Here is a 25,293-nt window from a genome sequence, read left to right as displayed (position 1 = left end):
CCCGGGCTGTTTCTCAGTTGACCTCAAACCCCAGCTTCTGCCGCAGTCGCAGCATGCGTTGGTCGGCGACCTTGAAACTCTGCTCGCCGCTCTTGGCAACACGATCCAGCATCTGCAGCAGATCTTCGCGCTCGTGGGGATCGAGGCGCTCGCGCAGGAAGGGCGCCAGCTTGTCGATGACGATCGTCGTGTCGTCGATCTGCGCCGCGGCCCATTTGGCGTAGACGACGGCTTCATCGGTCTTCTTCTGGTTGTCCGCAATCTGCGAGATCACCTCGCGGATGACCGTTTCGCGCTTCGGCAGGATCGGGCCGTGCTCCGCTGCCAGTGCGGTGATCAGCGTTGCCGCCGCCACCACCGGATCGTCGATCGCCGTCAGCGGCGACAGCGCCGCCTGCTTGCGCAGCTTCTTGCGCCTTATGTTGCCCTGGACGCGGCCGACGACGTCGGCGACCTCGCGCGCGGCTTCGTTCATGGCCTTCATGCGATACCACCAGAACGCCCCGGCTCCCAGCACGCCGAGAATAGCAATCAGGAAAGGCATGTCGAATTCCCCCGAAAATTGCGGCGACGATAGGAGAACTCCGGCGTTGCTTCAACACGCAAGAATTGTATCTGATGAGAAAACAGAGCTGGCCCCCTAATCATCCAGACGCCGAGATCGGACGTCCTGGGTTCAGGTCGCTCGTCACGGGCACTAATGATGCAACCGCTTAGCGATAACGCCGACTTCGCATCGAGCGCGGTGCCCATTATGACGATCCGTTCGGCCACTGCAACGCGGCTGTCGGCGCGGTGACGCCGGCCTGGGACGATCCGATGTTCCACCCGTTTCTCTACGGGTCGGGGCAAGGGGCGGAATACCGCGCCGGCTTCTACGGCCTTGCCGGCTGGCACAAGGAAGGCCATATGCTGCGCGCGCTGTTCGAGGGCGTGATGTTCGAGCATAGGCGCCACATCAATGTCCTGAAGGACGCCGGTGTCAGCTTCGACAAGGCGGTCCTGTCCGGCGGCGGCTCGCGCAGCGAGCACTGGCCGCAGATCTTCGCCGATGGGCTCGGCGTGCCGATCACCGTGCCCGAGGCGCGCGAGACCGGCGCGCTTGGCGCGGCGATCGGCGCTGGGGTCGCGGCCGGTCTCTTCGCGAATTATGAGGCCGGCGTCGAGGCCATGACCCGGTCAAGCGCCGCCTATCGTCCGAATCCGGCCATGCAGGACCATTACAACAGGCGTTATCGCGCCTATTGCGGCCTTGCCGTTACGCTGCGATCGTTCTGGGCCGAACAGGCGGCAGAACCGAGTAGAACATCGCCGAGTAAACCACCGCAATGACCCAACGGCTCGATGGCGACTACGACTACATCATCGTCGGCGCAGGCACGGCGGGCTGCGTGCTGGCCAATCGCCTGAGCGAAGACCCGGCGACGCGCGTGCTGCTGCTCGAGGCCGGCGGCAGCGACAATTATCACTGGGTGCATATCCCGGTCGGCTATCTCTATTGCATCGGCAATCCGCGCACCGACTGGATGATGAAGACTGCCCCCGAAGCCGGCCTCAACGGCCGCTCGCTGGTCTATCCCCGGGGCAAGGTGCTGGGCGGCTGCACCTCGGTCAACGGCATGATCTACATGCGGGGACAGGCGGCGGACTATGATGGCTGGCGGCAGATGGGCAATGTCGGCTGGGGCTGGGACGATGTGCTGCCCTACTTCCTCAAATCCGAGGACCATCATGGCGGCAAGACCAAGCTGCATGGCTCCGGCGGCGAATGGAAAGTGGCGCGGCAACGCCTGTCCTGGCCGATCCTGAACACCGTGCAGGAGGCGGCCAAGGAATTCGGCATCATGCCGCGCGAGGATTTTAACGACGGCAACAATGAGGGGTCCGGCTTCTTCGAAGTCAACCAGAGCAAGGGCGTGCGCTGGAACACAGCCAAGGCATTCTTGCGCCCGGCGCTGCGACGGCCCAACCTTCGGCTGGTCGTCAACGCGCATGTCGAGAAGGTGCTGTTCGAGGGCAAGCGTGCTATCGGCGTTTGTTATCGCGTCGGCGGCCAAACCATCGAGGCAAAGGCCAGGAGCGAGGTGCTGCTGACCGCCGGCTCGATCAACACGCCGAAACTGCTGGAGCTTTCCGGGGTCGGCGAGCCGGATCGCCTCGCCGCGCTCGGCATCGATGTGGTTCACGCGAGCCCCAATGTCGGCGAGAACCTTCAGGACCATCTGCAGATCCGTACCGTCTATAAAGTGTCGGCGGCGCTGACGCTCAACACGCTTGCCAACAGCCTGAGCGGCAAGGCGAAGATCGCGCTGCAATATGCCTTTGGCCGCTCGGGACCGATGTCGATGGCGCCGAGCCAGTTCGGCATGTTCTCGAAATCCGATCCGTCGATGGCGACGCCGGACCTGGAGTACCACGTCCAGCCCTTGTCTACCGACCGGCTGGGCGACCCGCTGCACCCGTTCCCGGCAATCACCATGTCGGTCTGCAATCTGCGCCCCGACAGCCTCGGCTCCGTGCATGCCACGACGCGCGACCTGGCGGTGCAGCCGGAGATCCGGCTGAACTACCTCTCGACGGTGCGCGACCGCGAGATCGCGCTGCGCTCGGTGCGCCAGGCGCGCGGCATCATGACTGCGAAGGCGCTTGCCGGTTTCCGGCCGGAGGAGATCCTGCCGGGCCTCACCCACCAGTCCGACGATGACCTGCTGCACCAGATCGGCTCGATCGCGACGACCATCTTCCACCCGGTCGGCACCTGCCGGATGGGTGTCGACGACCGCGCCGTCGTCAGCCCGGACCTGCGCGTGACCGGTATCGAGGGCCTGCGCGTCATCGACGCCTCGATCATGCCGCGCATCGTCTCCGGCAACACCGCCTCGCCAGTGGTGATGATCGCCGAGAAGGCGGCGGACATGATTCGACGCCCTGCATAGATGTGTGGGGGAGCGGGGGCTAAGACCCCGGCACGTCGTAGATCGCCCTGACCTCGATCGTGCCGATTTCGGCCAGCGGAATCTCGCCTGCGATCGCCAGCGCCTGTTCGAGACCGTCGGCCTCGATCATGACGAAACCGAGCAATTGCTCCTTGGTTTCGGCAAACGGACCGTCCGTGATCAGCCGCTTGCCCTCGCGGCGCCGCACCGTCTTCGACGTCTTCACCGATTGCAGCGCCTGCGCGATGATCAGCTTGCCTTGCTGGTCCAATGACCGGTCGTAGGTCATCGAATCGGCGTCGAGCTTGGCCAGACGCTCCGGCGTCATGGCATGGAGGTCCTTTTCCTCGCCGTAGACCAGACAGACATATTTCATTTCCAGCTCCCTTGCTGTGACGAAGCATATGCGATCACGGCGCCGGCGGCATCCCTGCCGGCAGCAGCGTGGTCGAGCACGCAGACCGCAATGCCGATCACAGCGACCGCAGCAAGCAGCCGGCCGAAGCCGGAAGGTCGCGAGCAGTCGATCTCGTGTAGACGCGCGCTTTTGTCGGCGTCGTTCCAATGGGCAGAAAACAGATTGTTCATCTTGGATCTCCATCCGCCACGAGAATCCGTGGACGCTCGCAGGACGGCCGGCGCCGATGCAAGTCGACATTTTTGCACGCACATTTTTTCAGAAAAATTTGCAGGGCACGCCGGCGTCGCATCCGGCCGAAACAGCGCGGTGGTCTTCCCCTGCCGCCGCGCTATAGTTGGAGGGAACGCCGCGTGGCCGGCGCTGTCGCTGTAATCAAGGAGAATTCTATGGACCGTACCGCAAACGCCGTCTGGAAAGGCAATCTGAAGGAGGGCACGGGCACGCTCGACAGCCAGAGCGGCACCTTGAAGGGCACGCCCTATTCGTTCAAGGCTCGCTTCGAGGACGAGAGCGGCAAATCCGGCACCAATCCCGAAGAGTTAATCGCGGCGGCACACGCCGGATGCTACGCCATGCAGCTGTCGCATTTCCTGGCCGAGAACGGCACGCCCGCCACCGAGCTCGACGCCAAGGCGGTGGTGACGCTGGTCCCCGGCACCGGCATCACCGGCAGCGCCATCACCCTGATCGGCAAGGTACCGGGCATCGATGCGGCGAAGTTCAAGGAATTGGCCGAGAAGGCCAAGGCCGAATGCCCGGTTTCGAAGGCGCTCGGCGCCATCAAAGTGTCGCTCGACGCGAAACTGGGGTGATCCGCCGATTTTGCCCGGGGTAGCGATTCTTCGCGCCCCCCTCTGCCCTGCCGGGCATCTCCCGGGGAAATTGGAAGCTCGGTAGCTGGCACTCTTCTTTCGACGTTCGTAATTGGCGAAGGCCGGCGTGACATCTGATCTCCCCACTTGAGGGGGAGATGGCCGGCAGGCCAGAGGGGGTGCTGTCCCGCCGACGTCTCGGATACTATTGGGCGCCCAGCGCATCAAGCCGGGCGCGAAGGGCTACGACTTCCTGCTCCAGAGCCTCCAATCTCGCTTCCAGGTCGGAAGCAGGCAAGGCCGGCGCGCTCCGCTGCACCGATAACGCCGCGACGTCCACCGGTCCTGCGAGCAGATGCATAAAACGGTCCTCGCGCTGCCCCGGCCCGCGCGGTATTTCCTGGACGAGCGGCGGGCGGCGGCCGATCAGCATGTCGAGTTCGCCACGCAGGTCCTCGACGGACGAAAACCGCGCCATGCGCTCAGCTCGCGCCAGCAACTCATGCGCCGTCTGCGGCCCGCGCAGCAAAAGCAGGCCGATCACCGCGGTCTGCGGCGTGGTCAGCGAGAAGCGCTGCGCCATCTGATGCTCATAGCGCTCGACGCGCGAGCCGAACATCTGACGCACCAGCCCCTTCTGCTCGAGCAGCTTGAGAGTCCGATGCACCTCCGTCTGCTCCAGCGCCATGACAGGCTCGCGCGCCGTCTTCTGGTTGGCGGCTGCAAGTGCTGCATTCAGCGTCAGCGGATAGACATCCGGCGTCAGCTCCCTCTTCTCGATCAGGCAGCCGAGCACACGGGCTTCGACGGGATTGAGAATGGGAAGGTCATCGCTCATTGAAGTTCAGCCTCCCGGCGGTAAAATTCGGTTGCAAGGGCATGTTTGCGCGCTTGGCCGGCTTTGTCCCTGACGGGGCCGACTAGGTTCATTTCGTGGTGACCATAGCGGGCTTCGAGATAGCGCGCGATTGCGGTCGGGATGAGGCCCGAGACCCATCTCCCGCGTCCGGCTTTTGCGCTCGATCAGGCCGCGGATTTCGTCGCTGGCTTGAGCCGGTATCTCGGTCTGATCGAGGCATTCGCCAAGGTTCATCGGCGGCAGGCTGGCAAAGCCGCGCTGTTCCATCCAGTCGAGCGCCACGAGCGGGCGGATCAGATAGAACAGCTTCTTCAACTTCACCTCGCCGGAGAAACTGCCGATCTTGGCGACATGCGAACGCGCAAGGCCGAGATAGTGGTGCGATACCTTCGCCGGATCGACGATCTCGGCCAGCAAATCGAGAAGGCGCTGGCGAAACCCCGAAACCTCCTCATAGACGATCGGCGACTTCGCCCATTCGACTATGACGGCATTGCCGCCAAGCGCCAGCAGCAACGCCTTGCGCAGATCCCAGCCGCCGGCATCGATCTCGCCTTCGATCGGAAACTCGATCACATCGCGCGCCTGCTGCAGCACGAGGTGATCGGTTACCGGTCTGATATAGACAAAGCGGCAGTCATAATCGCTGTCGGGAGACGGAAACCCCCAGGCGCGGCTGCCGCTTTCGATGGCAAACAGGATTTTTACAGGCTGGCTTCGCACCAGATCGAGGCGGGCGCGCAGCGCCGCGACGGCGTCCGGCGAAAAGTCGGCGGGTAGCGACGGCGTCAGACTCTGCGCTCCACCATCATCTTCTTGATCTCGGCAATCGCCTTGGCCGGGTTGAGCCCCTTCGGGCAGGTCTGGGCGCAGTTCATGATGGTGTGGCAGCGGTAGAGCCGGAACGGGTCTTCGAGATCGTCGAGCCGTTCGCCCGTGGCTTCGTCGCGGCTGTCGATCAGCCAGCGATAGGCCTGCAGCAGCGTCGCCGGGCCGAGATAGCGGTCGCCGTTCCACCAATAGCTCGGGCACGAGGTCGAGCAGCAGGCGCATAGGATGCACTCGTAGAGCCCGTCGAGCTTTTCGCGGTCCTCATGGCTCTGCAGCCATTCCTTGGCTGGCTCTGGCGACACTGTCTTCAGCCATGGCTGGATCGAGGCGTGCTGGGCGTAGAAATTGGTGAGGTCGGGCACCAGGTCCTTGACCACCTGCATATGCGGCAGCGGGTAGACTTTGACGGCGCCGGAAATGTCGTCGCAGCCCTTGGTGCAGGCCAGCGTGTTGGAGCCATCGATGTTCATGGCGCAGGAGCCGCAAATGCCTTCGCGGCAGGAGCGGCGCAACGCCAGCGTCGGGTCGATCTTGTTCTTGATCCAGAGCAGCGCATCGAGCACCATCGGCCCACAATCGTCCATGTCGACGAAATAGGTGTCGATGCGCGGGTTCTCGTCATCGTCGGGCGACCAGCGGTAGATGCGGTATTCCCGCAGGTTGGTGGCGCCCTCCGGCTTCGGCCAGGTCTTGCCCGGCTGCACCTTGGAGTTCTTGGGAAGCGTTAGTTCGACCATTACCTCTGGTCCTTTCGGATGACGGGCTTCGGCACCATGGTCAGTACACCCTGGCCTTCGGCGCGATCTTGGCAAGGCTGATGCCGCCGTCCTTTTCCGCCACCAGCGGCTCGGTGTGCACGGGACGATAGCTGAGGCTCACCTGGCCGTCCTCGCTTAGCCGAGCCAGCGTATGCTTGCGCCAGATAATGTCGTCTCGGGCCGAAAAATCTTCGCGCGCATGCGCGCCGCGGCTCTCCTTGCGCGCCTCGGCGCCGTAGACCGTGGTGATGGCGTTGGCCATCAGATTTTCCAGCTCCAGCGTCTCGACCAGGTCGGAATTCCAGATCATCGAGCGGTCGGAGACTTTCAGGTCCTTGAGCTCGGTCCATATCTGCGAAATGCGCTTGCAGCCGTTTTCGAGCGACTCCTGTGTGCGGAACACGGCGGCGTCTTCCTGCATCGCCTTCTGCATTTTCTCACGCAGAACAGCGGTTGGCGTCGAGCCATTGGCGTGGCGCAGCCGGTCGAAGCGGTCCATGATGTTTTCGACCGAGGCTTCGTTGGGCGAAGGGATCGCCGAATTACGGTCGATGACCTGGCCGGCGCGGATTGCGGCGGCGCGGCCGAACACCACCAGATCGATCAGCGAGTTCGAGCCCAGCCGGTTGGCGCCGTGCACGGAGGCACAGCCGGCCTCGCCGACCGCCATCAGCCCGGGTGACACCCGGTCAGGATTCTCGACAGTCGGGTTCAGCACCTCGCCCCAGTAATTGGTCGGCACGCCGCCCATATTGTAGTGCACCGTCGGCAGCACGGGGATCGGCTCCTTGGTCAGGTCGACGCCGGCGAAAATCCTGGCCGATTCCGAAATGCCCGGCAGCCGCTCATGCAGCACGGCCGGATCGAGATGGTCGAGATGCAGGAAAATATGGTCCTTGTTCTTGCCGACCCCGCGGCCTTCGCGGATCTCCAGCGTCATGCAACGCGAGACGACGTCGCGCGAGGCCAGGTCCTTGGCCGACGGCGCGTAGCGTTCCATGAAGCGTTCGCCCTCGGAATTGACGAGATAGCCGCCCTCGCCGCGCGCGCCTTCGGTGATCAGGCAGCCGGCGCCGTATATGCCTGTCGGATGGAACTGCACGAACTCCATGTCCTGCAGCGGGAAGCCCGCCCGTGCCGCCATGCCGCCGCCGTCGCCTGTACAGGTGTGCGCCGACGTCGCCGAGAAATAGGCGCGGCCATATCCGCCGGTCGCCAGCACCACCATCTTGGCGGAGAAGCGATGGATGGTGCCGTCGTCGAGGTTCCAGGCGACGACGCCGGTGCAGGTGCCGTCCGGTTCCATGATCAGGTCGAGCGCAAAATACTCGATGAAGAACTGTGCATTGTTCTTCAGCGACTGGCCGTAGAGCGTGTGCAGGATGGCGTGACCGGTGCGGTCGGCGGCAGCACAGGTGCGCTGCACCGGCGGGCCGTCGCCATAATTCATCATGTGCCCGCCGAACGGCCGCTGGTAGATCTTGCCCTCTTCGGTGCGCGAGAACGGCACGCCGTAATGCTCGAGCTCGTAGACCGCCGCCGGTGCCTCGCGCACCAGATATTCCATGGCGTCGACGTCGCCCAGCCAGTCCGAACCCTTGACGGTGTCGTACATGTGCCACTGCCAGGAGTCCGGACCCATGTTGGACAGCGACGCGGCAATGCCGCCTTGTGCCGCCACCGTGTGCGAGCGGGTCGGGAACACTTTGGTGATGCAGGCCGTGCGCAGGCCCTGCTCGGCCATGCCGAGCGTGGCGCGCAGGCCGGCGCCGCCGGCGCCGACGACCACCACGTCGAACTTGTGGTCGACAAAGGTATAGCCGGTGGCCGATTTCGCGTCCTTGGCCAAATCAGCCTCCGAATGCCAGTTTGAGCAGGGCGAAGATCGAGGCGACGCCGACCGCTATGGTGAAAAACGTGCTGAGTGCGATCAGCGCCAGCTTCATGCCTTCGGCATGCACGTAATCCTCGATAATGACCTGCATGCCGACACGCATATGGGTGAGACCGGAAACGAGCACCAGCGCCAACACCAGCGCCACGAACGGACTGGCGAGCGCCGCCCGCACCTCGGCGAAGCCGGCGCCATTGAGCGCGATCAGGAACCCGACGAAGAACAGTATCAGCGGGATGTTGGCAATGGCCGTCAGCCGCTGTCGCCAGAAATGCCCGGTGCCTTCGCGGGCCGAGCCCAGACCGCGGACCTTGGCCAGCGGCGTGCGCATATCGTTGTTGTTCGTGCCGCTCATCACAAGGTTCCCCGCGCCATGTAGCCGGCGACCCAGATCAGCAGCGTGAGCAGGATGGAACCGGCGAGCGTCGCCCAGGCGATCTTCGATGCCGTGTGTTTCTCCAGCCCGGCGCCGGTGTCCCAGACGAGATGGCGCACGCCGCCCAGCATGTGGTGCATCAGCGCCCAGGTGTAGCCGAACAGGATGAGCCGGCCGAGCCAGGTGCCGAAGGCCCAGTTGATCCAATCGAAAGCGCCTTGCGAACTCGCCGCCGCCATCAGCCACGCGGCGACCAGCAGCGTGCCGAAATACAGCGCCCCGCCAGTGATGCGGTGAATGATCGACATCGTCATGGTGATCGGTGGGCGGTAAATCGTCAGGTGCGGCGAGAGCGGCCGTTCACGTCTGGCGGTTCGGGTGGCTGGTGATTTGCTCATGGCTGCCCCAGTTCGATGTCCGGAGCCGCGGTGGAAAGCGGCACTTACCGCCTCGATATATGACTTCAGACAGCCGGTTTCTAATGCTCTTTTTGCACCGCGTCAAAGCCGGAAAATCGTTTTGAAAACGTCATTTAGTCTGACAAAAGGCTGCTGTTTCGCTTCAATCGATTTGGCCACCGTCGAAAGCCGGCGCACCGTTCGCTGCAGTGCGGCATTTCCTTTGCAATCGACGCCAGGCTATCGTTTGCAGGTCTGTGGTGTCGAGCCCCTCTTCATCACCAGCGCCTCGCGCGCGTCGATCACGATTGCGTCATGCGACGCGGCTTCCTGGTAGCGGCTGGACTGGTTGGCGGGTGATGCGGCAAACTCCTCGGTCGTGCCATCGGGCCTGACAACGCGCAACGCCGTGCCGAGGTTCTGGATGGTGATCATGCCGCCATTGCCGCATCTGTAAGTTGCCGTGCCGACAGCAGACCGCGGCGCGGTAAGGTCGGTGACGATCTTGGCTGAAGGTGCGGCAGGCGCTGTCGGAGCCGTTGCGGAAGCCGGGGGCGCCACAGGTGCGGCGGACTGCTGAGCCGGCACGGGCGCGACAGTGGGTGGTACGGTATTCACCGCCGTCGGCGCGCCGTTCTGCGGCACGCAGGCTGCGGCAGTCAGCAAGGGGATCGACAACAGCGTCACCCGAAACGTCCGGCGTAACGCCATATGCTGTCCTCCTGCGCGGCTAACTAGCCGCGATGTTCCACCAAGATCAAGCTCACCCGACGTCAGCGTAGTTGTGTGCGTCGCGGCCGATGGTGCGGGCAAGCATGGCCGAATGATGACGCCCGGGTTTCCATCCCGTGGGATATTAACCATGTTTGGCGAGAGATCGCCGCCGGATGCGCCTGCCCTCTTAACAAAGGTTAAGAAAAGGTTAATTTCCGATTCGATCGGGTCCACAGCAGAGAGGACACCATGCTTTCGAATTCAGGAAGAGCGCGCCTTGCGGCGCTTGTGCTGGCGACAGCCAGTCTCGGCTTCGCCGCCCCGGCAATGGCCTGGTCGCGCCATCATGACCGCGTCTATGCCGATTCCCTGGGCAATCTCGTCATCGACAGCGCCGCCGGCTACAAGCGCATCATTGTCGGCCAAGGCAGGCTGGCCAAGAAATTGTCCGACTACACCAGCGCCGGGCAGCCGGAAGCGGAACCGGAAGTCCTTTATGAAGACGAGGCGGATCACATCTCCAGGCGTGGCTGCTACCAGCCGCCGGTGTTCGTGAAGGGCCGCTCCTATATGTACGGCCTCTCCGATGGCGAAATGCCCAACCTCAGCCCTTGCCGCTGATGATCCGGCACGGCCGAGAGGCCGTTTAAGCGAGACGCTAACCGACGCTGCCTGTATCCGGGATGAACACCGTTTCCGCCCGCTCATAGGACAATCGCACACTGTCGCGGCCGTTCTTCTTGGCCTTGTAGAGCGCTTCGTCGGCGCGCCGCATCAGCGGCTCCAGCCCTTCGTCGCCGGTGCGCGCCGCGACGCCGAAGCTCGCGGTCACCCTGGTGCCCGGCGGCAACCCGTCGACACTGCCGGCCGAATAGTGCGTGCGCACGGCTTCGGCAAACAGCCGCGCCGTGGCAAGATCGCTCAGCGACAGAAGCACGGCGAACTCCTCGCCGCCGATGCGGCCAGCAACCGCACGCATGCCGGCGGCCGCGCGAAGCTTGGCGGCGAAGTCGGCGATCACCTGGTCGCCCGCGGCATGTCCGTATTTGTCGTTGAGCGCCTTGAAGTGATCGAGATCGGCCAGCACCAGCGCGACCGGCACCTTGGTAACAGCGCAATGCTGCAGCACCAGCAAGGCGCGCTCCTCGAAACCCCTGCGGTTGAGCAGGCCAGACAGCGGATCGGTGTGCGTCTCGGTCTTCAGCGCCTTCATCACGTCGAGCGCAGCTGCCGAGAACAGGCAGAGCGCGATCAGCAACGACAGCAGCGCGTGCGTCAAAAGCGCCGTCGTCCAGTAGGACGAGCCATAAAACCCGTCATAGCTGGTGAACGGCCCGTGCGAGATGACGACGAGCAGCGTGCGGCCGATGAAGTTCAGCCCGGACAGCAGCGACAATACGAACAGGATTTTTTCCGTCGGGCCGTTCTTGCGCACGGCGCGCAGCTCGGCGGCGACCAGCAGGCTGAGGCCGCCAAAGCCGAAATTGATCGACAGGATGCGCCAAGTTAAGTCCGGCTGGACGAACAGGAACCAGCAGAATGCGACCATCCCGCCACCCGCCAGAATGCCGATCGCGATATAGGGCACGCGCCTGCCGTAGCGCGAGATGATCGCACCGACGAGGCAGCAGGCGGCGAGCGTGAAGCAGAGGTTGGAGACCAGCTTGGTCAGCACCATGCCGCCGGGCAGCGTGAAATACTGCAGCAGGAAGCCGGGCGCGGACACGCAATAGCTCGTGCCGAGCACAGCCAGATAGGGCCGGTGGCGCTGATAGAACCATAGCACGAGGAACGCCGCGCCGAGCGCCAGCGCGATCGTCGGATTGAGCAGCGCTATGAACAGGCCGGTGTCCAAAGGACGGTGACTTCCCGCTTGACGTCCGGGAAGACCTTAGAGCGCAAGCCCCAACAAGCGGTTAAGCCGGGACGAATATGCAAGTCGCCACTCATGAAGCTGGTGCACGGAACCGGGACCTGAGGCCGGCGTTTCCTGACAGCAATCAAGGAGAAGTTGTTCATGGCCGACACGATCACGCTGACCGATCACGAAGCAATTCGCTCATGGGCCGCAGGGCGCGCCGGATTTCCGGCGATCGTCGATGTATCGCCCGAAACCGGAACGCAGCCGTTGCTGAGGCTCGTCTTCGGCCAGCACGCCTATCAGGACCAGGATCAGCCTGAACGCCCGGTCAACGCAGGCGGCTACGAGCTGGTCGAATGGGACGAGTGGTTCAAGATCTTCGACGAGCGCGAACTGGCGCTGGTGGTCGCGGCCGACGAACCCGGCAGCCGGGAGGAATTTCATGAAATCATCCGGCGTGCCGGCTAGGGCATAATACCCCAAGGGTCTTAGAGCGGCGCGCTTTAAACAAAACCCCGAACGGTGTTGCCGTTCGGGGTTTTGCATACGCTCAGATCAGGCTTGAACCAGTCTGCGCTATTTCCAGTCGCGGATGTCGACGAAATGGCCGGCGATCGCCGCCGCCGCCGCCATGGCCGGCGATACCAGATGGGTGCGGCCCTTGAAGCCCTGCCGGCCTTCGAAATTGCGGTTCGAGGTCGAGGCGCAGCGCTCATGCGGCTTCAGCCGGTCGTCGTTCATGGCCAGGCACATCGAGCAGCCCGGCTCGCGCCAGTCGAAACCGGCGGCAATGAAGATCTTGTCGAGACCCTCGGCCTCCGCCTGTTCCTTGACCAGACCGGAGCCCGGCACGATCATCGCATCGACATGCGCACTCACCGTCTTGCCTTCGACCACCTTGGCCACCGCACGCAGATCCTCGATGCGGCCATTGGTGCAGGAGCCGATGAAGACGCGGTCGAGCGTGATGTCGGTGATCTTCGTGCCCGGCGTCAGCCCCATATAGTCGAGCGCGCGGATCTTTGACGTCCGCTTGTTCTCGTCCGTGATCTCTTCCGGATTGGGAACGACGCCCTGCACCGAAACGACGTCCTCGGGCGAGGAACCCCAGGAGACGATCGGCGGCAGCTTGGCCGCGTCGAGCACGATCACCTTGTCGAAATGCGCGCCCTCGTCGGACTGCAGCGTCTTCCAGTATTCGAGCGCGGCGTCCCACGACGCGCCCTTCGGCGCGCGCGGCTTGCCCTTGACATAGGCGAAGGTGGTTTCGTCGGCCGCGATCAGGCCGGCGCGCGCGCCGCCCTCGATCGACATGTTGCAGATCGTCATGCGGCCTTCCATCGACAGCGCGCGGATCGCCTCACCGGCATATTCGATGACATAGCCGGTGCCGCCGGCGGTGCCGATCTCGCCGATGATGGCGAGGATAATGTCCTTGGCGGTGACGCCTTCCGGTAACTGGCCATCGACACGCACCAGCATGTTCTTGGCCTTGCGCTGGATCAGCGTCTGGGTCGCCAGCACATGCTCGACCTCGGAGGTGCCGATGCCATGTGCCAATGCGCCGAAGGCGCCATGCGTCGAGGTGTGGCTGTCGCCGCAGACGATGGTCATGCCAGGCAGCGTGAAGCCCTGCTCCGGCCCGATGATGTGGACGATGCCCTGGCGGATATCGTTTTCGGAGTAATATTCGACGCCGAAATCCCTAGCGTTCTTGGCCAAGGCCTCGACCTGGATGCGGCTTTCCTCGTTCTTGATGCCGAACTTGCGCTCGGGCGAGGTCGAGACATTGTGATCGACCACGGCCAGCGTCTTTTCCGGATGCCGGACTTTTCTGCCGGTCATGCGCAGACCTTCGAAGGCCTGCGGGCTGGTCACTTCATGGACGAGATGGCGGTCGATGTAGAGCAGACAGGTGCCATCATCCTGGCGGTCGACGACATGGTCGTCGAAAATCTTGTCGTAGAGGGTGCGCGGTGCGCTCATGTGCGTAAATCCGTCGATTTGCAAAAAGGGGAAGGGCAGACGCGCCGAAGCCTTCGGCCCAGCGAAAGCGGCTTAGCTAAGTCGGCTGGTGAGCGCGCCGGAAATGCGCGAAGAGAAACGCGACGGCAGGCGTTTTCTGTCCTGCAGCACGAAACCCTTATAGGCCGGATCGCCAAAAAGCTCTTCCATGGCGTGGCTCATACCAATGTTTTGGCTTTTCGGCAATTGCGGCGTGTTTTCCCTTCTCCCCTTGTTGTGGGAGAAGGCGAAGAGGGCGGCGCTCAAACCACCTCGAATACGAAAGTCTTCACCAGCGCGTCCGCCTCGGCGATCGCATAGCAGCGGAACCATGGGCTTTGCTCGACCGGCTGCCATTTCCCGGCCCGTTCCAACCCGTCGAACACGGCCTGGAAGCCACCGCTGTCGAACACCTGGTCGCGCACGGTGAAGATAGCGTGGCCGCCTTTCCTGGTGATGCGGACAAGCTCGTGCAGGCCGGACGCCGGCGCATGGCTGATGGTGAACACGCCAGTCGAGAAGAAGGCGCGGAAATGCCCGTCTGGCCAGGGCAGCGGCCCGCCGAGCATTGCCTGCTTCAGATCGCCATAGGCATTGCGGCTGCCGGCGATCTTCAGCATGTCGTCGGAGAGGTCGAGCCCGGCAATGTCGTGATAACCCAGCGCCTTCAATGACGGGCCCGACAGGCCGGTGCCGCAGCCGGCGTCGAGCAGCGGGCCTTCACCCACCTTCACATGGCGCGCCACCCAGGCGGTGATCAGGAACGGCAGCAGATAGCCGAGCGAAGCGGTCTCGCCGTCATAGGTCGCGGCCCAGTCTGCATAGGCCTTGGCCAGCCCTTCCGGCGTGTCGGCCGAATAGACGGTACCCAGCGCCGCATTGGCCTTGTCGATCGTCATCGCCTGCATCCTCCGGAATCCTGTCCTCCGCGATCGTAGCCGTGCCCGCGTCGGACTTCTATTCCTGCTGCGCCCGCCGCAGTCGTTGCTCCAGCCCCCGCAGCGCCAGCGACAGGCTGACGGTGAGGATGAGATAGATATAGGCGACGATCGTATAGGTCTCGAAGAAGCGGAACGAGCCGGCGGCGTAGATCTTGCCCATCTGCGTGATGTCGGCGACGCCGAGCACCGAGACCAGCGAGGAATCCTTGACCATGGCGACGAAGTCATTGCCGAGCGGCGGCAGGATGGTGCGGATCGCCTGTGGGAAGACGATCAGCCGGAAGCGCTGCGTGCGCGTCAGCCCGAGCGCCTTGGCAGCCTCGATCTGGCCTTTCTCGACCGACTGGATGCCCGCGCGAAAAACCTCGGAGATGAAGGCGGAATAACCGATGGTCAGCGCCATGATTGCACGCCACAACAGCGACACGTCGCGCACCAAAAGCTCGCCGAGATAGCCGGCGTTTTGCAGCGGCGCGGTCAGCGCATTCCACGCAGCCACGAAGGCCGGCGCGCCGGCGAAGGCGATCCAGAACAACAGCACCAGGATCGGCACGCCGCGGATGATTTCGACATAGAAACGAGCGATCTGCCTGAGCCAACGCGACCCCGACAACCCCATCAGCGCAACGCCGAGCCCGGTGGCGGAAGCCAGCGCGAAGGCGACCACGGTGACAAGAATGGTGATGCCGATGCCTTTGGCGACGGTGGCAAAAACCTGGGCGTAGAGATCGCTGGCGGCAATGGAGAGCGCAGCGACGACGGCGAGCGCGATCGCGGCGGCAAGCCACCAGGGGAAATCGGATTTGAGAGTCGAAGCGGGGGGCGTGGCCATCAGGGCGCTTCACCCTCCCCCTTGTGGGGAGGGTCGGCGAACAAGCTTTGCATCGCAAAGCTGGTGAGCCGGGGGGGGGGGTCGTGACAAAGCGCCGGCGCTGGCACCCCCACCCCGCTCCGCTTCGCGGATCGACCCTCCCCACAAGGGGGAGGGTAAGGAGTCGGACATCACTGCCCCATCTTGTAGTCGAGAAACCACTTCTTGTTCAGCGCCTCGATCGTGCCGTCAGCCTTCAGCGCCGCGATCGCCGCGTTGACCGGCTTCACCAGGTCCGAGCCCTTCGGGAAGATGAAGCCAAAATCCTCGGTGCCGAGCGGGCCGCCGATCAGCTTGAGCTTGCCGCCGGAGGCATCCACATAGCCTTTGCCGGCGGTGCCGTCGGTCAGGACGACATCGACGTCGCCGGATTTCAGTGCCTGCACCGAAGCGCCGAAGGTCTCGAACTGCTTGATGCGCGGGTTCTGCTCATTGCCGTCGAGCACGCTGTAGACGGCGGTGTAGAACGGCGTCGTTCCGGCCTGCGCGCCGATCAACCCGTCGTTGAAGGCGGCGAAGGTCTTGGCGTCGGTGAAGCGGCTTTCATCGGCGCGCACCAGCATGAACTGCTCCGAACGCATATAGGGGTCGGAGAAATCGACCTTCTCCTTTCGGTCGTCCTTGATGGTGATGCCGGTCATGCCAATGTTGTACTGGTTGTCGGAAACCGCCTGGATCATCGCGTCCCAGGAGGTGTTCTGGTACTCCACCTTGAAGTTCAGCCGCTTGGCGATTTCGTCCATCGCGTCATACTCCCAGCCGATCTGCTTGCCGGTCTTGGCGTCGATGAACTGCAGCGGCGGATAGGCGTTTTCCGTCACCACCACGACCTTCTTGCCGCCGAGATCGGGCAGCGCATCGGCCGCCCATGCAGCGACGGGCGCGAGGAAACAGGCCGCGAGGGCGGCCAGCAGCAGCTTCGATTTGGTCATGACACGCTCCAGGATGAGAAGCCCGCTTGCAGCCGGGCTCGCATGAAAATCCAGGCGCGACTTTAGCCGTCCGCAGACGGCTTGCAAGCCGGTCCGGTGCTCAGCGTCCGGTGAAAGCGGATTCCAATGCCCTCAACCAACGCGGTTTTAGAACGCCCCGTGGTCGGAATTTATTCCGTGATTGCGCCGCCGGCAAACCAGACCCCTCCTGGACACGGGAACCCGTCAGATGACGGATCAGGATGGTGACGTAGCCTCACGCAGCTTGGCGACAAATCCGGTCAAGGTCCGGTGCAGCGACTTCAGCTCCTCGACTTCCAGCGGCATGGCGCAGGCAAGGCCTGCGGATACGTCCTTGATGCGGGCGCGCAGCGCCTGGCCCTTGGCAGTCGGTTCGACCAGCACGCGGCGCTCGTCGGCCGGATCGCGACGGCGGGTGACGAGACCAGCCGCTTCCATCCGCTTGAGCAGAGGCGTCAATGTCGCCGAATCCAGCCCCAGCGCCTCGCCGAGTTCGCCGACCGTGCTCGGCGCATGCTGCCACAGCGCCAGCATCGCCAAATATTGCGGATAGGTCAGGCCGAGCGGGTCAAGCAGCGGCCGATAGAGCTTGGTCATCAGCCCGCTCGCCGAATAGAGCGCGAAGCAGAGCTGTTGGTCGAGGCGCGGAACGGCGATCCTCCCGGCGGTGTCCGCCGGGACTTCGCTGGCCCTGGTTTCGGTCTTCGTCGTCATGCTGCCTTTGCCGGAAGCGCCACTGTCGAAAGCGCCACCTCGATATTGCCTTTGATCGCATTGGAATAGGGGCAAATCTGATGCGCTGCCGATACAAGCGCTTCCGCCACCGCCTGATCAAGGCCTTTCGTCTCCGCGGCGAGTGCGACACCAAGTTTGAAGCCTTCACCATTGGGAAGCAGGCTGACGGTGGCGCTCACCGCCGCATCGTCCAGCGGCAGCTTCTGCTTGCGCGCGACGAAGCGGATGGCGCTTTCGAAGCAGGCGGCATAGCCGACCGCGAACAGCTGCTCGGGATTGGTGGCGCCACCCTGTCCGCCGAGCTCCTTCGGCAAAGCGAGGTCGACCTTCAGCAGGCCGTCGCTGGTCTCGCCGTGGCCGGCGCGGCCGCCGGTGACGCGAGCCTGTGTGGTGTAGAGTGCCATGTCAGTTCTCCATTTTATTTGTACACTATCATTTAGTGTACAAGATAATTCAGGTCAACAGCCGTGGCCAAACTCTCGGCCGGCAATCGTTCACAGTCTGGTGAAACGAAAAAAGGCGGCCGAAGCCGCCTTTTCAAAATCCTTGGACCAGGTTTATTCGGCCGGGGTCGCTTCCGCCGCCTTTGCAGCCTCGTCGGCGGCCTTGGCGGCTTCGTCGACGGCCTTCTTCTCGGCAGCTTCCTTGGCGGCCGTCTCGGCGGCCAGCGCCTGGGCAGCGGCAACCTTCTCGGCTTCGATGCGGGCCTTCTCGGCGTTCAGCGCGTCGCGTTCCTCATCGTTGAGCTTGCGGGCGCGCACGCCGGTGTTTTCCGAAATACGGGCCGACTTGCCGCGACGGTCGCGCAAATAATAGAGCTTGGCGCGGCGCACCTTGCCGCGGCGCACGATCTCGACGCCTTCGACCATCGGCGAGTAGACCGGGAAAACGCGCTCGACGCCTTCGCCGTAGGAGATCTTGCGGACGGTGAAATTTTCCTGGAAGCCGGCGCCGGCGCGGGCGATGACGACGCCCTCATAGGCCTGGACGCGGGTGCGGGTGCCTTCGGTCACGCGGACCTGGACGCGCACGGTGTCGCCGGGCTGAAACTCGGGAAGCTTGCGCTTGGCTTCGATCTTGGCGGCCTGTTCGGCCTCGAGCTGACGGATGATATCCATCTCAATAGTCCACTTCTTGTTCTTCCGACAGTCAGAGCGTCCGACACTCGCCTTGCAGTTCCATTGACCGCTCGGCTATGCCCTTTGTCCCCGAGACATCTTGTCTTCGAAACATTGGGCAGGGGCGACTACACCGTCATTGTTGACGGTCCGGGAGATTTTTCTCGCCAGTACGGGCGGGCACATACAGCTATTTCACTGACTTGTCACGCCTTGGCCCTGTCTTTTTTGGTCGCATGCCACCACGCAATCGTCCAGTGCAGGGTTGCGCCGGCCCTTCAAGCTTCCTAATCCGGGAGCAGCACACTTGTCCGGCGGCCTCACAATGTCTGTTTTCGACGCTATCCTGCTCTTCCTCGCGGGTTTTCTGTCAGGCGCCGTCAACGCGGTTGCCGGCGGCGGCACCTTCATAACCTTCGGCGCCATGACGCTGGCCGGCCTGCCGCCGATCATCGCCAACGCCACCTCCTCGGTGACGCAGTTTCCCGGTTACATCACCTCGACGCTGGCTTACTGGACCGACATCAAGCATTTCTGGCGCGGCGCGCTGCTGCTTTGCCTGATCTCGGCTTTGGGCGCGCTGGCTGGGGCGCTCATCCTGCTGGCGCTCTCAAATCCGTCGTTCCGCGCCCTGGTGCCGTGGCTGCTGCTGGCCGCAACCGCCTTGTTCGCCGCCGGGCCGTGGCTGAAACCAACGCCGAAGCCTGGGCATGAAGCCACGGTCGGCTCTCTGACCGGTTCGCTGGCGCAGTTCGCCACCGCCATCTATGGCGGCTTCTTCGGCGCCGGCATGGGCGTCATGATGCTGGCAACGCTCGGCCTGACGCAATCCGGCGACTATCACCGGCTGAACGCGCTGAAGAACATGCTGGCCGTGGTCATCGCCGCCGTTGCCATACTGGTCTTCGTTTCCGGCGGCGTTGTTGCCTGGCCTCAGGCAATCGTCATGATCCCCGGCGGCGCGCTCGGCGGCTATGCCGGCGTCTGGATCGCCAAGCGCGTGCCGCAAAACGCAGTACGCGGCTTCGTCATCGCCGTCGGCCTGTTTCTCGCCGTCTACTATTTTGCCAAGGGCTGAGCGGCGAGCAAATCCGGCCGGCGCTCCCTGGTCAGCTTCTCGGACTCGGCGCGCCGCCACGCGGCGATCTTCTTGTGATTACCGGAGACCAGCACGTCGGGGATGGGGCGGCCTTCGAACTCCTGTGGCCGCGTGTAATGCGGGTGTTCGAGCAGGCCGTTCTCGAAACTTTCTTCCTCGCCCGACACCGCATTGCCCATGACGCCGGGCAACAGCCGCACAACGGCGTCGAGCAGTACGAGCGCCGCCGGCTCGCCGCCCGACAGGATGAAATCGCCGATGGAGACCTCTTCCAGTCCACGCGCCTCGATCAGCCGCTGGTCGACGCCCTCGAACCGGCCGCAAACGATGACGGCGCCTGGCCCGCCAGCCAGTTCGCGCACGTGCGCCTGCGTCAGCGGCTTTCCACGCGGGCTCATCAGCAAACGCGGCCGCGGATCGCCCGCCGGCGACGTGTGGTCGATCGCCTTGGCCAGCACATCGGCGCGCATCACCATGCCGGCGCCACCGCCGGCCGGCGTGTCGTCGACGGTGTGATGGCGATCGCTGGCGAAGTCGCGGATCTGGATAGCTTCCAGCGACCATGTCCCGACTTCGAGCGCCCGTCCGGCCAGCGACAGGCCTAGCCCGCCCGGAAACATCTCGGGATAGAGCGTCAGCACCGACGCCTTGAACGTCACCGGTTGCCCCCGGCGTCGCGTGGCCCGCGCGGCCGGCCCTTCGCGTCGAAGTCTTCTTCGCGCGGCGCGTCGCCATCCTCGTCCTCGACCAGCCCGGCCGCCGCCGGATCGACACGGACAAAACCTTCGGCAACCACCACCTGCGGCACGGCGGCCTGCGTGAACGGGATCAGCACGCCTTTGCGCCCGCCAAGCGTGACATCGAGAATGTCGCCGCCGCCGAAATTGTGCACCGCCACCACCTTGCCGATGACCGCGTCCTTATCGTCGCGGACTTCAAGTCCGACGAGATCGGCGTGGTAGAATTCGTCCTCCTCGCCATCGTCGGGCAGCATCGAGCGGTCGACGAACAGCTCGGTTCCGGCCAGCGCCTCGGCGGCATTGCGATCGGCAATGCCCTTGAAGCGCACCACCACGACGGTGTTGGCCGGCCTTATGTCGGTGATCTGGAAGGCGCGGCCGTCCTTGGCATAGAGCGGCCCATAATCGGCCAGCGCCATCGGCTCGCCAGTGAAGGTCTTCACCCGCAATTCGCCCTTGATGCCGTGGGCGGCGCCGATCACGGCCATTTGCACGGGGTTCTGGGGCTTCGACATGGCTGATATCCTTTGCCCTGCTCTAACGCCCTACCGGCGTCATTTCAATGATCGCTCGTGGCCATTTCAATGACAGGTTCTTCACCGCTTCCTAACCCGGCTGCCTGACAATGGCGGCATGCAGGAATTTCTCATCCCGGCAAAACCCGACCTCCAGGCAGCGCGCGAAAGCTGGCTGAAGATGCTGGCGCGCGAGCGCCGGCTGTCGCCGGCGACCGTCGAAGCCTATGAGCGCGACACGCGCCAGTTCCTGCATTTCCTCACAGGGCATTGCGGCGGCTCGCCTGGTCTTTCCGACATCGCCACTCTCCGCCCGGCCGATCTGCGCGGCTTTCTTGCCGCGCGGCGCAACGCCGGCGCCGGCGCCCGCACGCTCGGACGCGGCCTCGCCGGCATCCGCTCGCTGCTGCGCTTCCTCGAACGGCGCGGTCTCGCCAATGCCGCCGGTGCCGCGGCGTTGCGCGCGCCGCGCCAGCCGAAATCGCTGCCCAAGCCGCTGACCGCCAGCGATGCCAAACATGTCGTGTCGGTGGAAGGCCAGCTGGCTGAAGAGCCTTGGATCGCCGCCCGCAACGCCGCCGTGCTGACGCTGCTTTATGGATCGGGCCTGCGCATTTCCGAAGCGCTGGGCCTCAGCGCCGCCGACCTGGCATCGGAAGCCGACACCGTGCTGCGCGTCACCGGCAAGGGTGGCAAGACACGGCTGGTGCCGGTGCTGCCGGTGGCGCTCCGGGCAATCGCCGAATACCGAAAACGGTGTCCCTACCATCTCGATCCCAAGGGCCTGCTGTTTCGCGGCGCCCGCGGCGGGCCGCTCAACCCGGCCATCGTCCAGCGCGACATGGCCAGGCTGCGCTCGGCGCTGAACCTGCCCGACACCGCGACGCCGCACGCGTTGCGCCATTCCTTCGCCACCCATCTGCTCGGGCGCGGCGGCGACCTGCGCACCATCCAGGAACTGCTCGGCCACGCCAGCCTGTCAACGACGCAGGTCTATACCGGCGTCGACACCGCAAGACTGCTCGAGATTTACGAATCCGCCCATCCCCGCGCGTGACACTGTATTAGTCCAGGACAATTTCCCCACGTCGGTTAACCGTTTCGCCGCTTTTCAGTCCTAGAACCGCACCATGAAACGCGCCCTTGCCATCGCCGACCGCGCCGCCCTTGTGTCGCTGAAGCTGCTCGTCGCGCTCAACGCCCTGTTTTTCCTGTCTTTCCTCATCGTGCTGCTGCTTGCCATGGGCAGGGCGCATGCCGAAGCCCCGGCCTGCGCCGGCGCCGATCTGCTGTCGGCCCTGCAGAAGGAAGACCCCGCCACCTATTCCAGGATCGAGACGGAAGCAGCAGCGACGCTGAACGGCAAGGGCCTGTTGTGGAAGCTGGAGAAATCAGGCGAAAAGCCATCCTTCCTGTTCGGCACCATGCACATGACCGACCCGCGCGTGACCACTCTGCCGCCGGCAGCCAGGAAAGCCTATGACGCTGCCGGCACCATCATCATCGAGACCACCGACGTGCTCGACAAGCAGAAGATGATGGAGGCCATGCTCAAGGAACCCGAGCTGATGATGTTCACCGACAACACGACGTTGTCGTCGCTGTTGTCGCCGGAGGATGCGGCGGTGGTGAACAAAGGGCTCGATGCGCGCGGCATTCCGCCGGCGAGCGTCTCCAAGATGAAGCCGTGGCTGCTGTCGGCCATGGTCGCGCTGCCGGTCTGTGAGGTCGCCCGTCAGGCAGGCGGCGCACCGGTTCTCGACGTCAAGCTGGCGCAGGACGCCAAGGCTAATGGCAAGCCGGTGGAAGGGTTGGAGACCGCAGCCAGCCAGCTGCGCGCCATGGCCTCGCTGCCGCTTGCGTTCCACATCAAGGGGCTGGTCGAGACCCTGAAGCTCGGCGACAAGATAAACGACATCAACGAAACCATGATCGTGCTTTACCAGCGCGGCGACACCGGCACCTTCTGGCCGCTGTTGCGTTCGATCTCGCCCGACGAAGACGACGCAGGTTACGCCGAATTCGACCGGACGATGATCACCGGCCGCAACAAGGTCATGGCCGACCATGCCGCACGGATCCTGGCCAAGGGCAATGCCTTCATGGCCGTCGGCGCCATGCATCTTCCCGGCCCCGAAGGCCTGGTCGAGGATTTTCGCAAGGCCGGCTATACCGTCACCGCCGTCGACTGAGCAGCGCCCGTCTTGAATACCGAATCACGTAAGCCCGGCTCTGTGCGGTGCGCAACTGATTCGCAAAGCGGAGGCGGTTGGCCCTATTTTTGGCGGAAAAGGCCAGCTAAGCTCGTTCTACCTCGTTCGTGATTGATTTTGCGGGGGAAATACAGGCCAACAAGCGGTTGCGAATCAGAATTTTCCTGCGTTCGTCAATTTGAAGGCCTAATATGAACCCGTTCAACGGTTGCGCGTTGAGGGGTGTTGATTGATGCTTTTCATCCACGGAGGACACTTTTATGGCGAACCCTAACGATCCAGCGCCCAGGTCGGGTGGTGGCAGCGGCTGGCTGATTGCGCTGGTCGTCGTCATCCTTGCGATTGTCGCGTACTATGTTTTCGGCAGAAGCGGCGAACATCCTGCGCCCGCAGAGCCGCCGGCAGCCAGCACACCGGCGCCCGCACCTGCACCGGCTGAGCCGATGAAGCCGGCCGAACCGGCTCCCGCACCAGCCCCTGCTCCCGCACCGGCTCCTGCGCCAGCCCCGGCACCCGCGCCTGCTCCGGCGCCGAGCCCGTAATCTGGCCAACTGATCTGGCATCTTGATTCCAGCCAAGAACGGCCCGCTGAAAAGCGGGCCGTTTTGTGTGGGGCACCTATCGGCGAGCGTCGCGATTCTTCACCGCCCCCTCTGTCCTGCCGGACATCTCCCCCTCGAGAGGGGAGATCGGCAGTTCACGAACAGCGCCAGGTTAGAAACGTGAGAAACTTGAAAGCTCGCGACGCGGCGGTGAAGTCCAATCTCCCCCCTTGAGGGGGAGATGGCCGGCAGGCCAGAGGGGGGTGCTGTCCCTCCAGCGTTTCCTTAAATATGGATCGGCTTGAAGAACGTCGCCAGCGCTGCTTCCTTCACCGCTTCCGACATTGTCGGATGCGCGTGGCAGGTGCGGGCGAGGTCTTCGGATGAGCCGCCGAATTCCATCAGCACCGCCGCCTCATGAATCATCTCGCCGGCGCCGAAGCCGACAATGTGGACGCCGAGCACGCGGTCGCTGGCTTTGTCGGCGAGGATCTTCACGAAGCCGTCCGTGTGGAGCATGGCGCGCGCGCGGCCGTTGGCGGTGAACGGGAATTTGCCGGTTTTGTAGTCGATGCTGGCCTTCCTCAGCTCTTCCTCTGTCTTGCCGACCGAAGCGATTTCCGGGCTGGTGTAGACGACGCTCGGAATGACGTCGTAATTCACATGGCCGGCCTGGCCGGCAATGGTCTCGGCCACCGCCACGCCTTCATCCTCGGCCTTGTGCGCCAGCATCGGACCGGCGATGACGTCGCCAATGGCGTAGATGCCGGCCACGTTGGTCCTGAGATGCCCGTCGGTCTTGACCCGGCCGCGCTCGTCGACCTCGACGCCGGCTTCTTTCAACCCGAGGCTGTCGGAATAGGCCCGGCGTCCGGTCGAGATCAGCACCGCGTCGGCCTCGATGGTCTCGGCCGCACCACCCTTGACCGGCTCGAACGTAACGGCGGCGCCCTTTTTGGCCTTGGTCACCCCTGTCACCTTGGCGCCGAGCTTGAACTCGAAACCCTGCTTGGAAAGCAGGCGCTGGAACTGCTTGGAGACCTCGCCGTCCATGCCGCCCAGGATGGCGTCGAGGAATTCGACCACGGTGACCTTGGCGCCGAGCCGTGCCCATACCGAGCCGAGCTCCAGACCGATGACCCCACCGCCGACAACCACCAGATGTCCCGGCACCTTCTCCAGCGACAGCGCGCCGGTCGACGACACGATCACCTTCTCGTCTATGTCGACCTTGACGCCGGGAATGCCGGCGACATCGGAGCCCGTGGCAATAACGATATTTTTCGTCTCGATCTCCTCGACCTTGCCGTCCTCGGCCGTCACCGACACCTTGCCGGCCGCAACCACCTTCCCGGTGCCACGGAAACTATCGATCTTGTTTTTCTTGAACAGGAAGGCGACGCCATTGACGTTGGCCGAAACGGTCGCGTCCTTGTGCGCCATCATCTTCTTCAGATTGAGTTTCGGCGCCGGTATCTCGACACCCAGCGCATCGAAGGAATGGCCGGCCTCGGCAAACATTTCCGATGCGTAAAGCAGCGCCTTGGATGGAATGCAGCCGATGTTCAGGCAAGTGCCGCCGAAAGTGGCGTTCTTCTCGACCACCGCGACCTTGAGCCCGAGCTGTGCCGCCTTGATGGCGCAGACATAGCCGCCCGGTCCCGACCCGATGATAACGACATCATAAGCCATGTTCGTTTCC

29 protein-coding genes and 1 pseudogene are annotated in these 25,293 nt (G+C 63.8%); 8 read left to right on the top strand and 22 right to left on the bottom strand.

The genetic code is table 11. From position 1 onward, the window contains the following. Positions 1–13: 13 nt before the first annotated feature. A complete protein-coding gene (locus NKI32_RS27300; RefSeq protein WP_023670503.1) occupies positions 14–544 on the bottom strand; it encodes a hypothetical protein in 531 nt (176 codons plus the stop codon). A 197-nt stretch (positions 545–741) separates the two neighbouring features. Here NKI32_RS27300 and NKI32_RS27295 point away from each other — a divergent pair. Together NKI32_RS27295 and NKI32_RS27290 are read left to right on the top strand one after the other, a co-directional pair. Continuing rightward, a pseudogene (locus NKI32_RS27295) lies at positions 742–1,332 on the top strand (FGGY-family carbohydrate kinase); the annotation flags it as partial. Continuing rightward, positions 1,329–2,936, top strand: coding sequence for a GMC family oxidoreductase (locus tag NKI32_RS27290; RefSeq protein WP_353004504.1), 1,608 nt, complete (start codon positions 1,329–1,331; stop codon positions 2,934–2,936). The pseudogene NKI32_RS27295 and the gene NKI32_RS27290, both read left to right, overlap by 4 nt. Before the next feature lie 19 nt (positions 2,937–2,955). Here NKI32_RS27290 and NKI32_RS27285 read toward each other — a convergent pair whose 3' ends face one another. Both NKI32_RS27285 and NKI32_RS27280 read right to left on the bottom strand, forming a co-directional pair. Beyond that, complete coding sequence (locus NKI32_RS27285) at positions 2,956–3,312, bottom strand: YciI family protein (RefSeq protein WP_353004501.1); 357 nt, start codon at positions 3,310–3,312, stop codon at positions 2,956–2,958. Then, on the bottom strand, positions 3,309–3,524 hold the full coding sequence (locus NKI32_RS27280; RefSeq protein ID WP_023687714.1) for a hypothetical protein: 216 nt from the start codon (positions 3,522–3,524) through the stop codon (positions 3,309–3,311). The genes NKI32_RS27285 and NKI32_RS27280 overlap by 4 nt, the downstream gene beginning before the upstream one ends. A gap of 219 nt (positions 3,525–3,743) precedes the next feature. On the opposite strand from NKI32_RS27280, the gene NKI32_RS27275 reads away from it, so the two are divergent. Then, positions 3,744–4,169, top strand: a complete 426-nt coding sequence (locus tag NKI32_RS27275) for an OsmC family protein (protein ID WP_023670508.1) — start codon at positions 3,744–3,746, stop codon at positions 4,167–4,169. A gap of 205 nt (positions 4,170–4,374) precedes the next feature. Here NKI32_RS27275 and NKI32_RS27270 read toward each other — a convergent pair whose 3' ends face one another. The 7 genes from NKI32_RS27270 to NKI32_RS27240 all read right to left on the bottom strand — a co-directional run bounded on the left by NKI32_RS27270 (position 4,375) and on the right by NKI32_RS27240 (position 9,996). Beyond that, positions 4,375–5,007, bottom strand: a complete 633-nt coding sequence (locus NKI32_RS27270; RefSeq protein WP_023708761.1) for a YceH family protein — start codon at positions 5,005–5,007, stop codon at positions 4,375–4,377. 6 nt (positions 5,008–5,013) lie between these two features. Continuing rightward, positions 5,014–5,751, bottom strand: a complete 738-nt coding sequence (locus NKI32_RS27265) for a nucleotidyltransferase domain-containing protein (RefSeq protein ID WP_023706720.1) — start codon at positions 5,749–5,751, stop codon at positions 5,014–5,016. A gap of 65 nt (positions 5,752–5,816) precedes the next feature. After that, positions 5,817–6,596 (bottom strand): succinate dehydrogenase iron-sulfur subunit, encoded by a 780-nt coding sequence (locus tag NKI32_RS27260; RefSeq protein WP_023670510.1) that lies wholly within the window; start codon positions 6,594–6,596, stop codon positions 5,817–5,819. A gap of 40 nt (positions 6,597–6,636) precedes the next feature. Further along, complete coding sequence (gene sdhA / locus NKI32_RS27255) at positions 6,637–8,466, bottom strand: succinate dehydrogenase flavoprotein subunit (protein WP_023687711.1); 1,830 nt, start codon at positions 8,464–8,466, stop codon at positions 6,637–6,639. 1 nt (position 8,467) lies between these two features. Beyond that, a complete protein-coding gene (gene sdhD / locus NKI32_RS27250; RefSeq protein WP_023683885.1) occupies positions 8,468–8,866 on the bottom strand; it encodes a succinate dehydrogenase, hydrophobic membrane anchor protein in 399 nt (132 codons plus the stop codon). Further along, complete coding sequence (gene sdhC / locus NKI32_RS27245) at positions 8,866–9,285, bottom strand: succinate dehydrogenase, cytochrome b556 subunit (RefSeq protein WP_023683884.1); 420 nt, start codon at positions 9,283–9,285, stop codon at positions 8,866–8,868. Before sdhC ends, sdhD begins: the two co-directional genes overlap by 1 nt. Before the next feature lie 240 nt (positions 9,286–9,525). Beyond that, entirely contained in the window at positions 9,526–9,996 is a 471-nt protein-coding gene (locus NKI32_RS27240) for a hypothetical protein (RefSeq protein WP_023709350.1), read from the bottom strand. A 252-nt stretch (positions 9,997–10,248) separates the two neighbouring features. On the opposite strand from NKI32_RS27240, the gene NKI32_RS27235 reads away from it, so the two are divergent. After that, positions 10,249–10,620 (top strand): hypothetical protein, encoded by a 372-nt coding sequence (locus NKI32_RS27235; RefSeq protein WP_023687709.1) that lies wholly within the window; start codon positions 10,249–10,251, stop codon positions 10,618–10,620. Between the two features lie 37 nt (positions 10,621–10,657). On the opposite strand, the gene NKI32_RS27230 is transcribed toward NKI32_RS27235, so the two are convergent. After that, complete coding sequence (locus NKI32_RS27230) at positions 10,658–11,854, bottom strand: GGDEF domain-containing protein (RefSeq protein WP_352741027.1); 1,197 nt, start codon at positions 11,852–11,854, stop codon at positions 10,658–10,660. A 162-nt stretch (positions 11,855–12,016) separates the two neighbouring features. Between NKI32_RS27230 and NKI32_RS27225 the strand changes: the two genes are divergently transcribed. Beyond that, complete coding sequence (locus tag NKI32_RS27225) at positions 12,017–12,328, top strand: hypothetical protein (protein WP_023670517.1); 312 nt, start codon at positions 12,017–12,019, stop codon at positions 12,326–12,328. A 108-nt stretch (positions 12,329–12,436) separates the two neighbouring features. Here NKI32_RS27225 and leuC read toward each other — a convergent pair whose 3' ends face one another. The 8 genes from leuC to rplS all read right to left on the bottom strand — a co-directional run bounded on the left by leuC (position 12,437) and on the right by rplS (position 18,482). Continuing rightward, a complete protein-coding gene (leuC, locus tag NKI32_RS27220) occupies positions 12,437–13,846 on the bottom strand; it encodes a 3-isopropylmalate dehydratase large subunit (RefSeq protein ID WP_023670518.1) in 1,410 nt (469 codons plus the stop codon). Between the two features lie 72 nt (positions 13,847–13,918). Next, entirely contained in the window at positions 13,919–14,131 is a 213-nt protein-coding gene (locus NKI32_RS27215; protein ID WP_198022458.1) for a hypothetical protein, read from the bottom strand. Then, a complete protein-coding gene (locus tag NKI32_RS27210) occupies positions 14,128–14,763 on the bottom strand; it encodes a class I SAM-dependent DNA methyltransferase (protein ID WP_023745409.1) in 636 nt (211 codons plus the stop codon). Before NKI32_RS27210 ends, NKI32_RS27215 begins: the two co-directional genes overlap by 4 nt. A 58-nt stretch (positions 14,764–14,821) precedes the next feature. Further along, positions 14,822–15,637 (bottom strand): amino acid ABC transporter permease, encoded by an 816-nt coding sequence (locus NKI32_RS27205; RefSeq protein ID WP_023745410.1) that lies wholly within the window; start codon positions 15,635–15,637, stop codon positions 14,822–14,824. 170 nt (positions 15,638–15,807) lie between these two features. Next, positions 15,808–16,608, bottom strand: coding sequence for a transporter substrate-binding domain-containing protein (locus tag NKI32_RS27200; protein WP_023737994.1), 801 nt, complete (start codon positions 16,606–16,608; stop codon positions 15,808–15,810). Between the two features lie 237 nt (positions 16,609–16,845). After that, entirely contained in the window at positions 16,846–17,343 is a 498-nt protein-coding gene (locus NKI32_RS27195) for a MarR family winged helix-turn-helix transcriptional regulator (RefSeq protein WP_023683877.1), read from the bottom strand. Continuing rightward, complete coding sequence (locus NKI32_RS27190; protein WP_353004496.1) at positions 17,340–17,768, bottom strand: organic hydroperoxide resistance protein; 429 nt, start codon at positions 17,766–17,768, stop codon at positions 17,340–17,342. The genes NKI32_RS27195 and NKI32_RS27190 overlap by 4 nt, the downstream gene beginning before the upstream one ends. Before the next feature lie 153 nt (positions 17,769–17,921). Further along, entirely contained in the window at positions 17,922–18,482 is a 561-nt protein-coding gene (rplS, locus tag NKI32_RS27185; protein WP_023687704.1) for a 50S ribosomal protein L19, read from the bottom strand. A gap of 325 nt (positions 18,483–18,807) precedes the next feature. Between rplS and NKI32_RS27180 the strand changes: the two genes are divergently transcribed. Then, positions 18,808–19,560 carry a sulfite exporter TauE/SafE family protein gene (locus tag NKI32_RS27180; protein ID WP_353004494.1) on the top strand — a complete coding sequence of 251 codons (753 nt, stop codon included), beginning with the start codon at positions 18,808–18,810 and terminating at the stop codon, positions 19,558–19,560. Here NKI32_RS27180 and trmD read toward each other — a convergent pair. Further along, positions 19,542–20,240 carry a tRNA (guanosine(37)-N1)-methyltransferase TrmD gene (gene trmD / locus NKI32_RS27175; RefSeq protein WP_023726048.1) on the bottom strand — a complete coding sequence of 233 codons (699 nt, stop codon included), beginning with the start codon at positions 20,238–20,240 and terminating at the stop codon, positions 19,542–19,544. The two genes, NKI32_RS27180 and trmD, sit on opposite strands and share 19 nt — an antisense overlap. Further along, positions 20,237–20,836, bottom strand: coding sequence for a ribosome maturation factor RimM (gene rimM / locus NKI32_RS27170; protein WP_353004492.1), 600 nt, complete (start codon positions 20,834–20,836; stop codon positions 20,237–20,239). Before rimM ends, trmD begins: the two co-directional genes overlap by 4 nt. Positions 20,837–20,954: 118 nt before the next feature. Here rimM and NKI32_RS27165 point away from each other — a divergent pair, with 118 nt between their 5' ends. Continuing rightward, positions 20,955–21,893: a tyrosine recombinase XerC gene (locus tag NKI32_RS27165; protein WP_023736769.1), complete on the top strand. Its 939-nt coding sequence runs from the start codon at positions 20,955–20,957 to the stop codon at positions 21,891–21,893. Positions 21,894–21,966: 73 nt separating this feature from the next. Continuing rightward, positions 21,967–23,028 carry a TraB/GumN family protein gene (locus NKI32_RS27160; protein ID WP_353004490.1) on the top strand — a complete coding sequence of 354 codons (1,062 nt, stop codon included), beginning with the start codon at positions 21,967–21,969 and terminating at the stop codon, positions 23,026–23,028. 848 nt (positions 23,029–23,876) lie between these two features. Here NKI32_RS27160 and lpdA read toward each other — a convergent pair. After that, positions 23,877–25,283, bottom strand: coding sequence for a dihydrolipoyl dehydrogenase (gene lpdA, locus NKI32_RS27155; RefSeq protein WP_353004488.1), 1,407 nt, complete (start codon positions 25,281–25,283; stop codon positions 23,877–23,879). Between the last annotated feature and the right edge of the window lie 10 nt (positions 25,284–25,293).

The organism is Mesorhizobium sp. M0761, assembly GCF_040320205.1.
Classification (GTDB): Bacteria; Pseudomonadota; Alphaproteobacteria; order Rhizobiales; family Rhizobiaceae; genus Mesorhizobium.
Note: the sequence above shows the minus strand (reverse complement) of the source record. Positions and strands in the feature narration are given on the sequence as shown.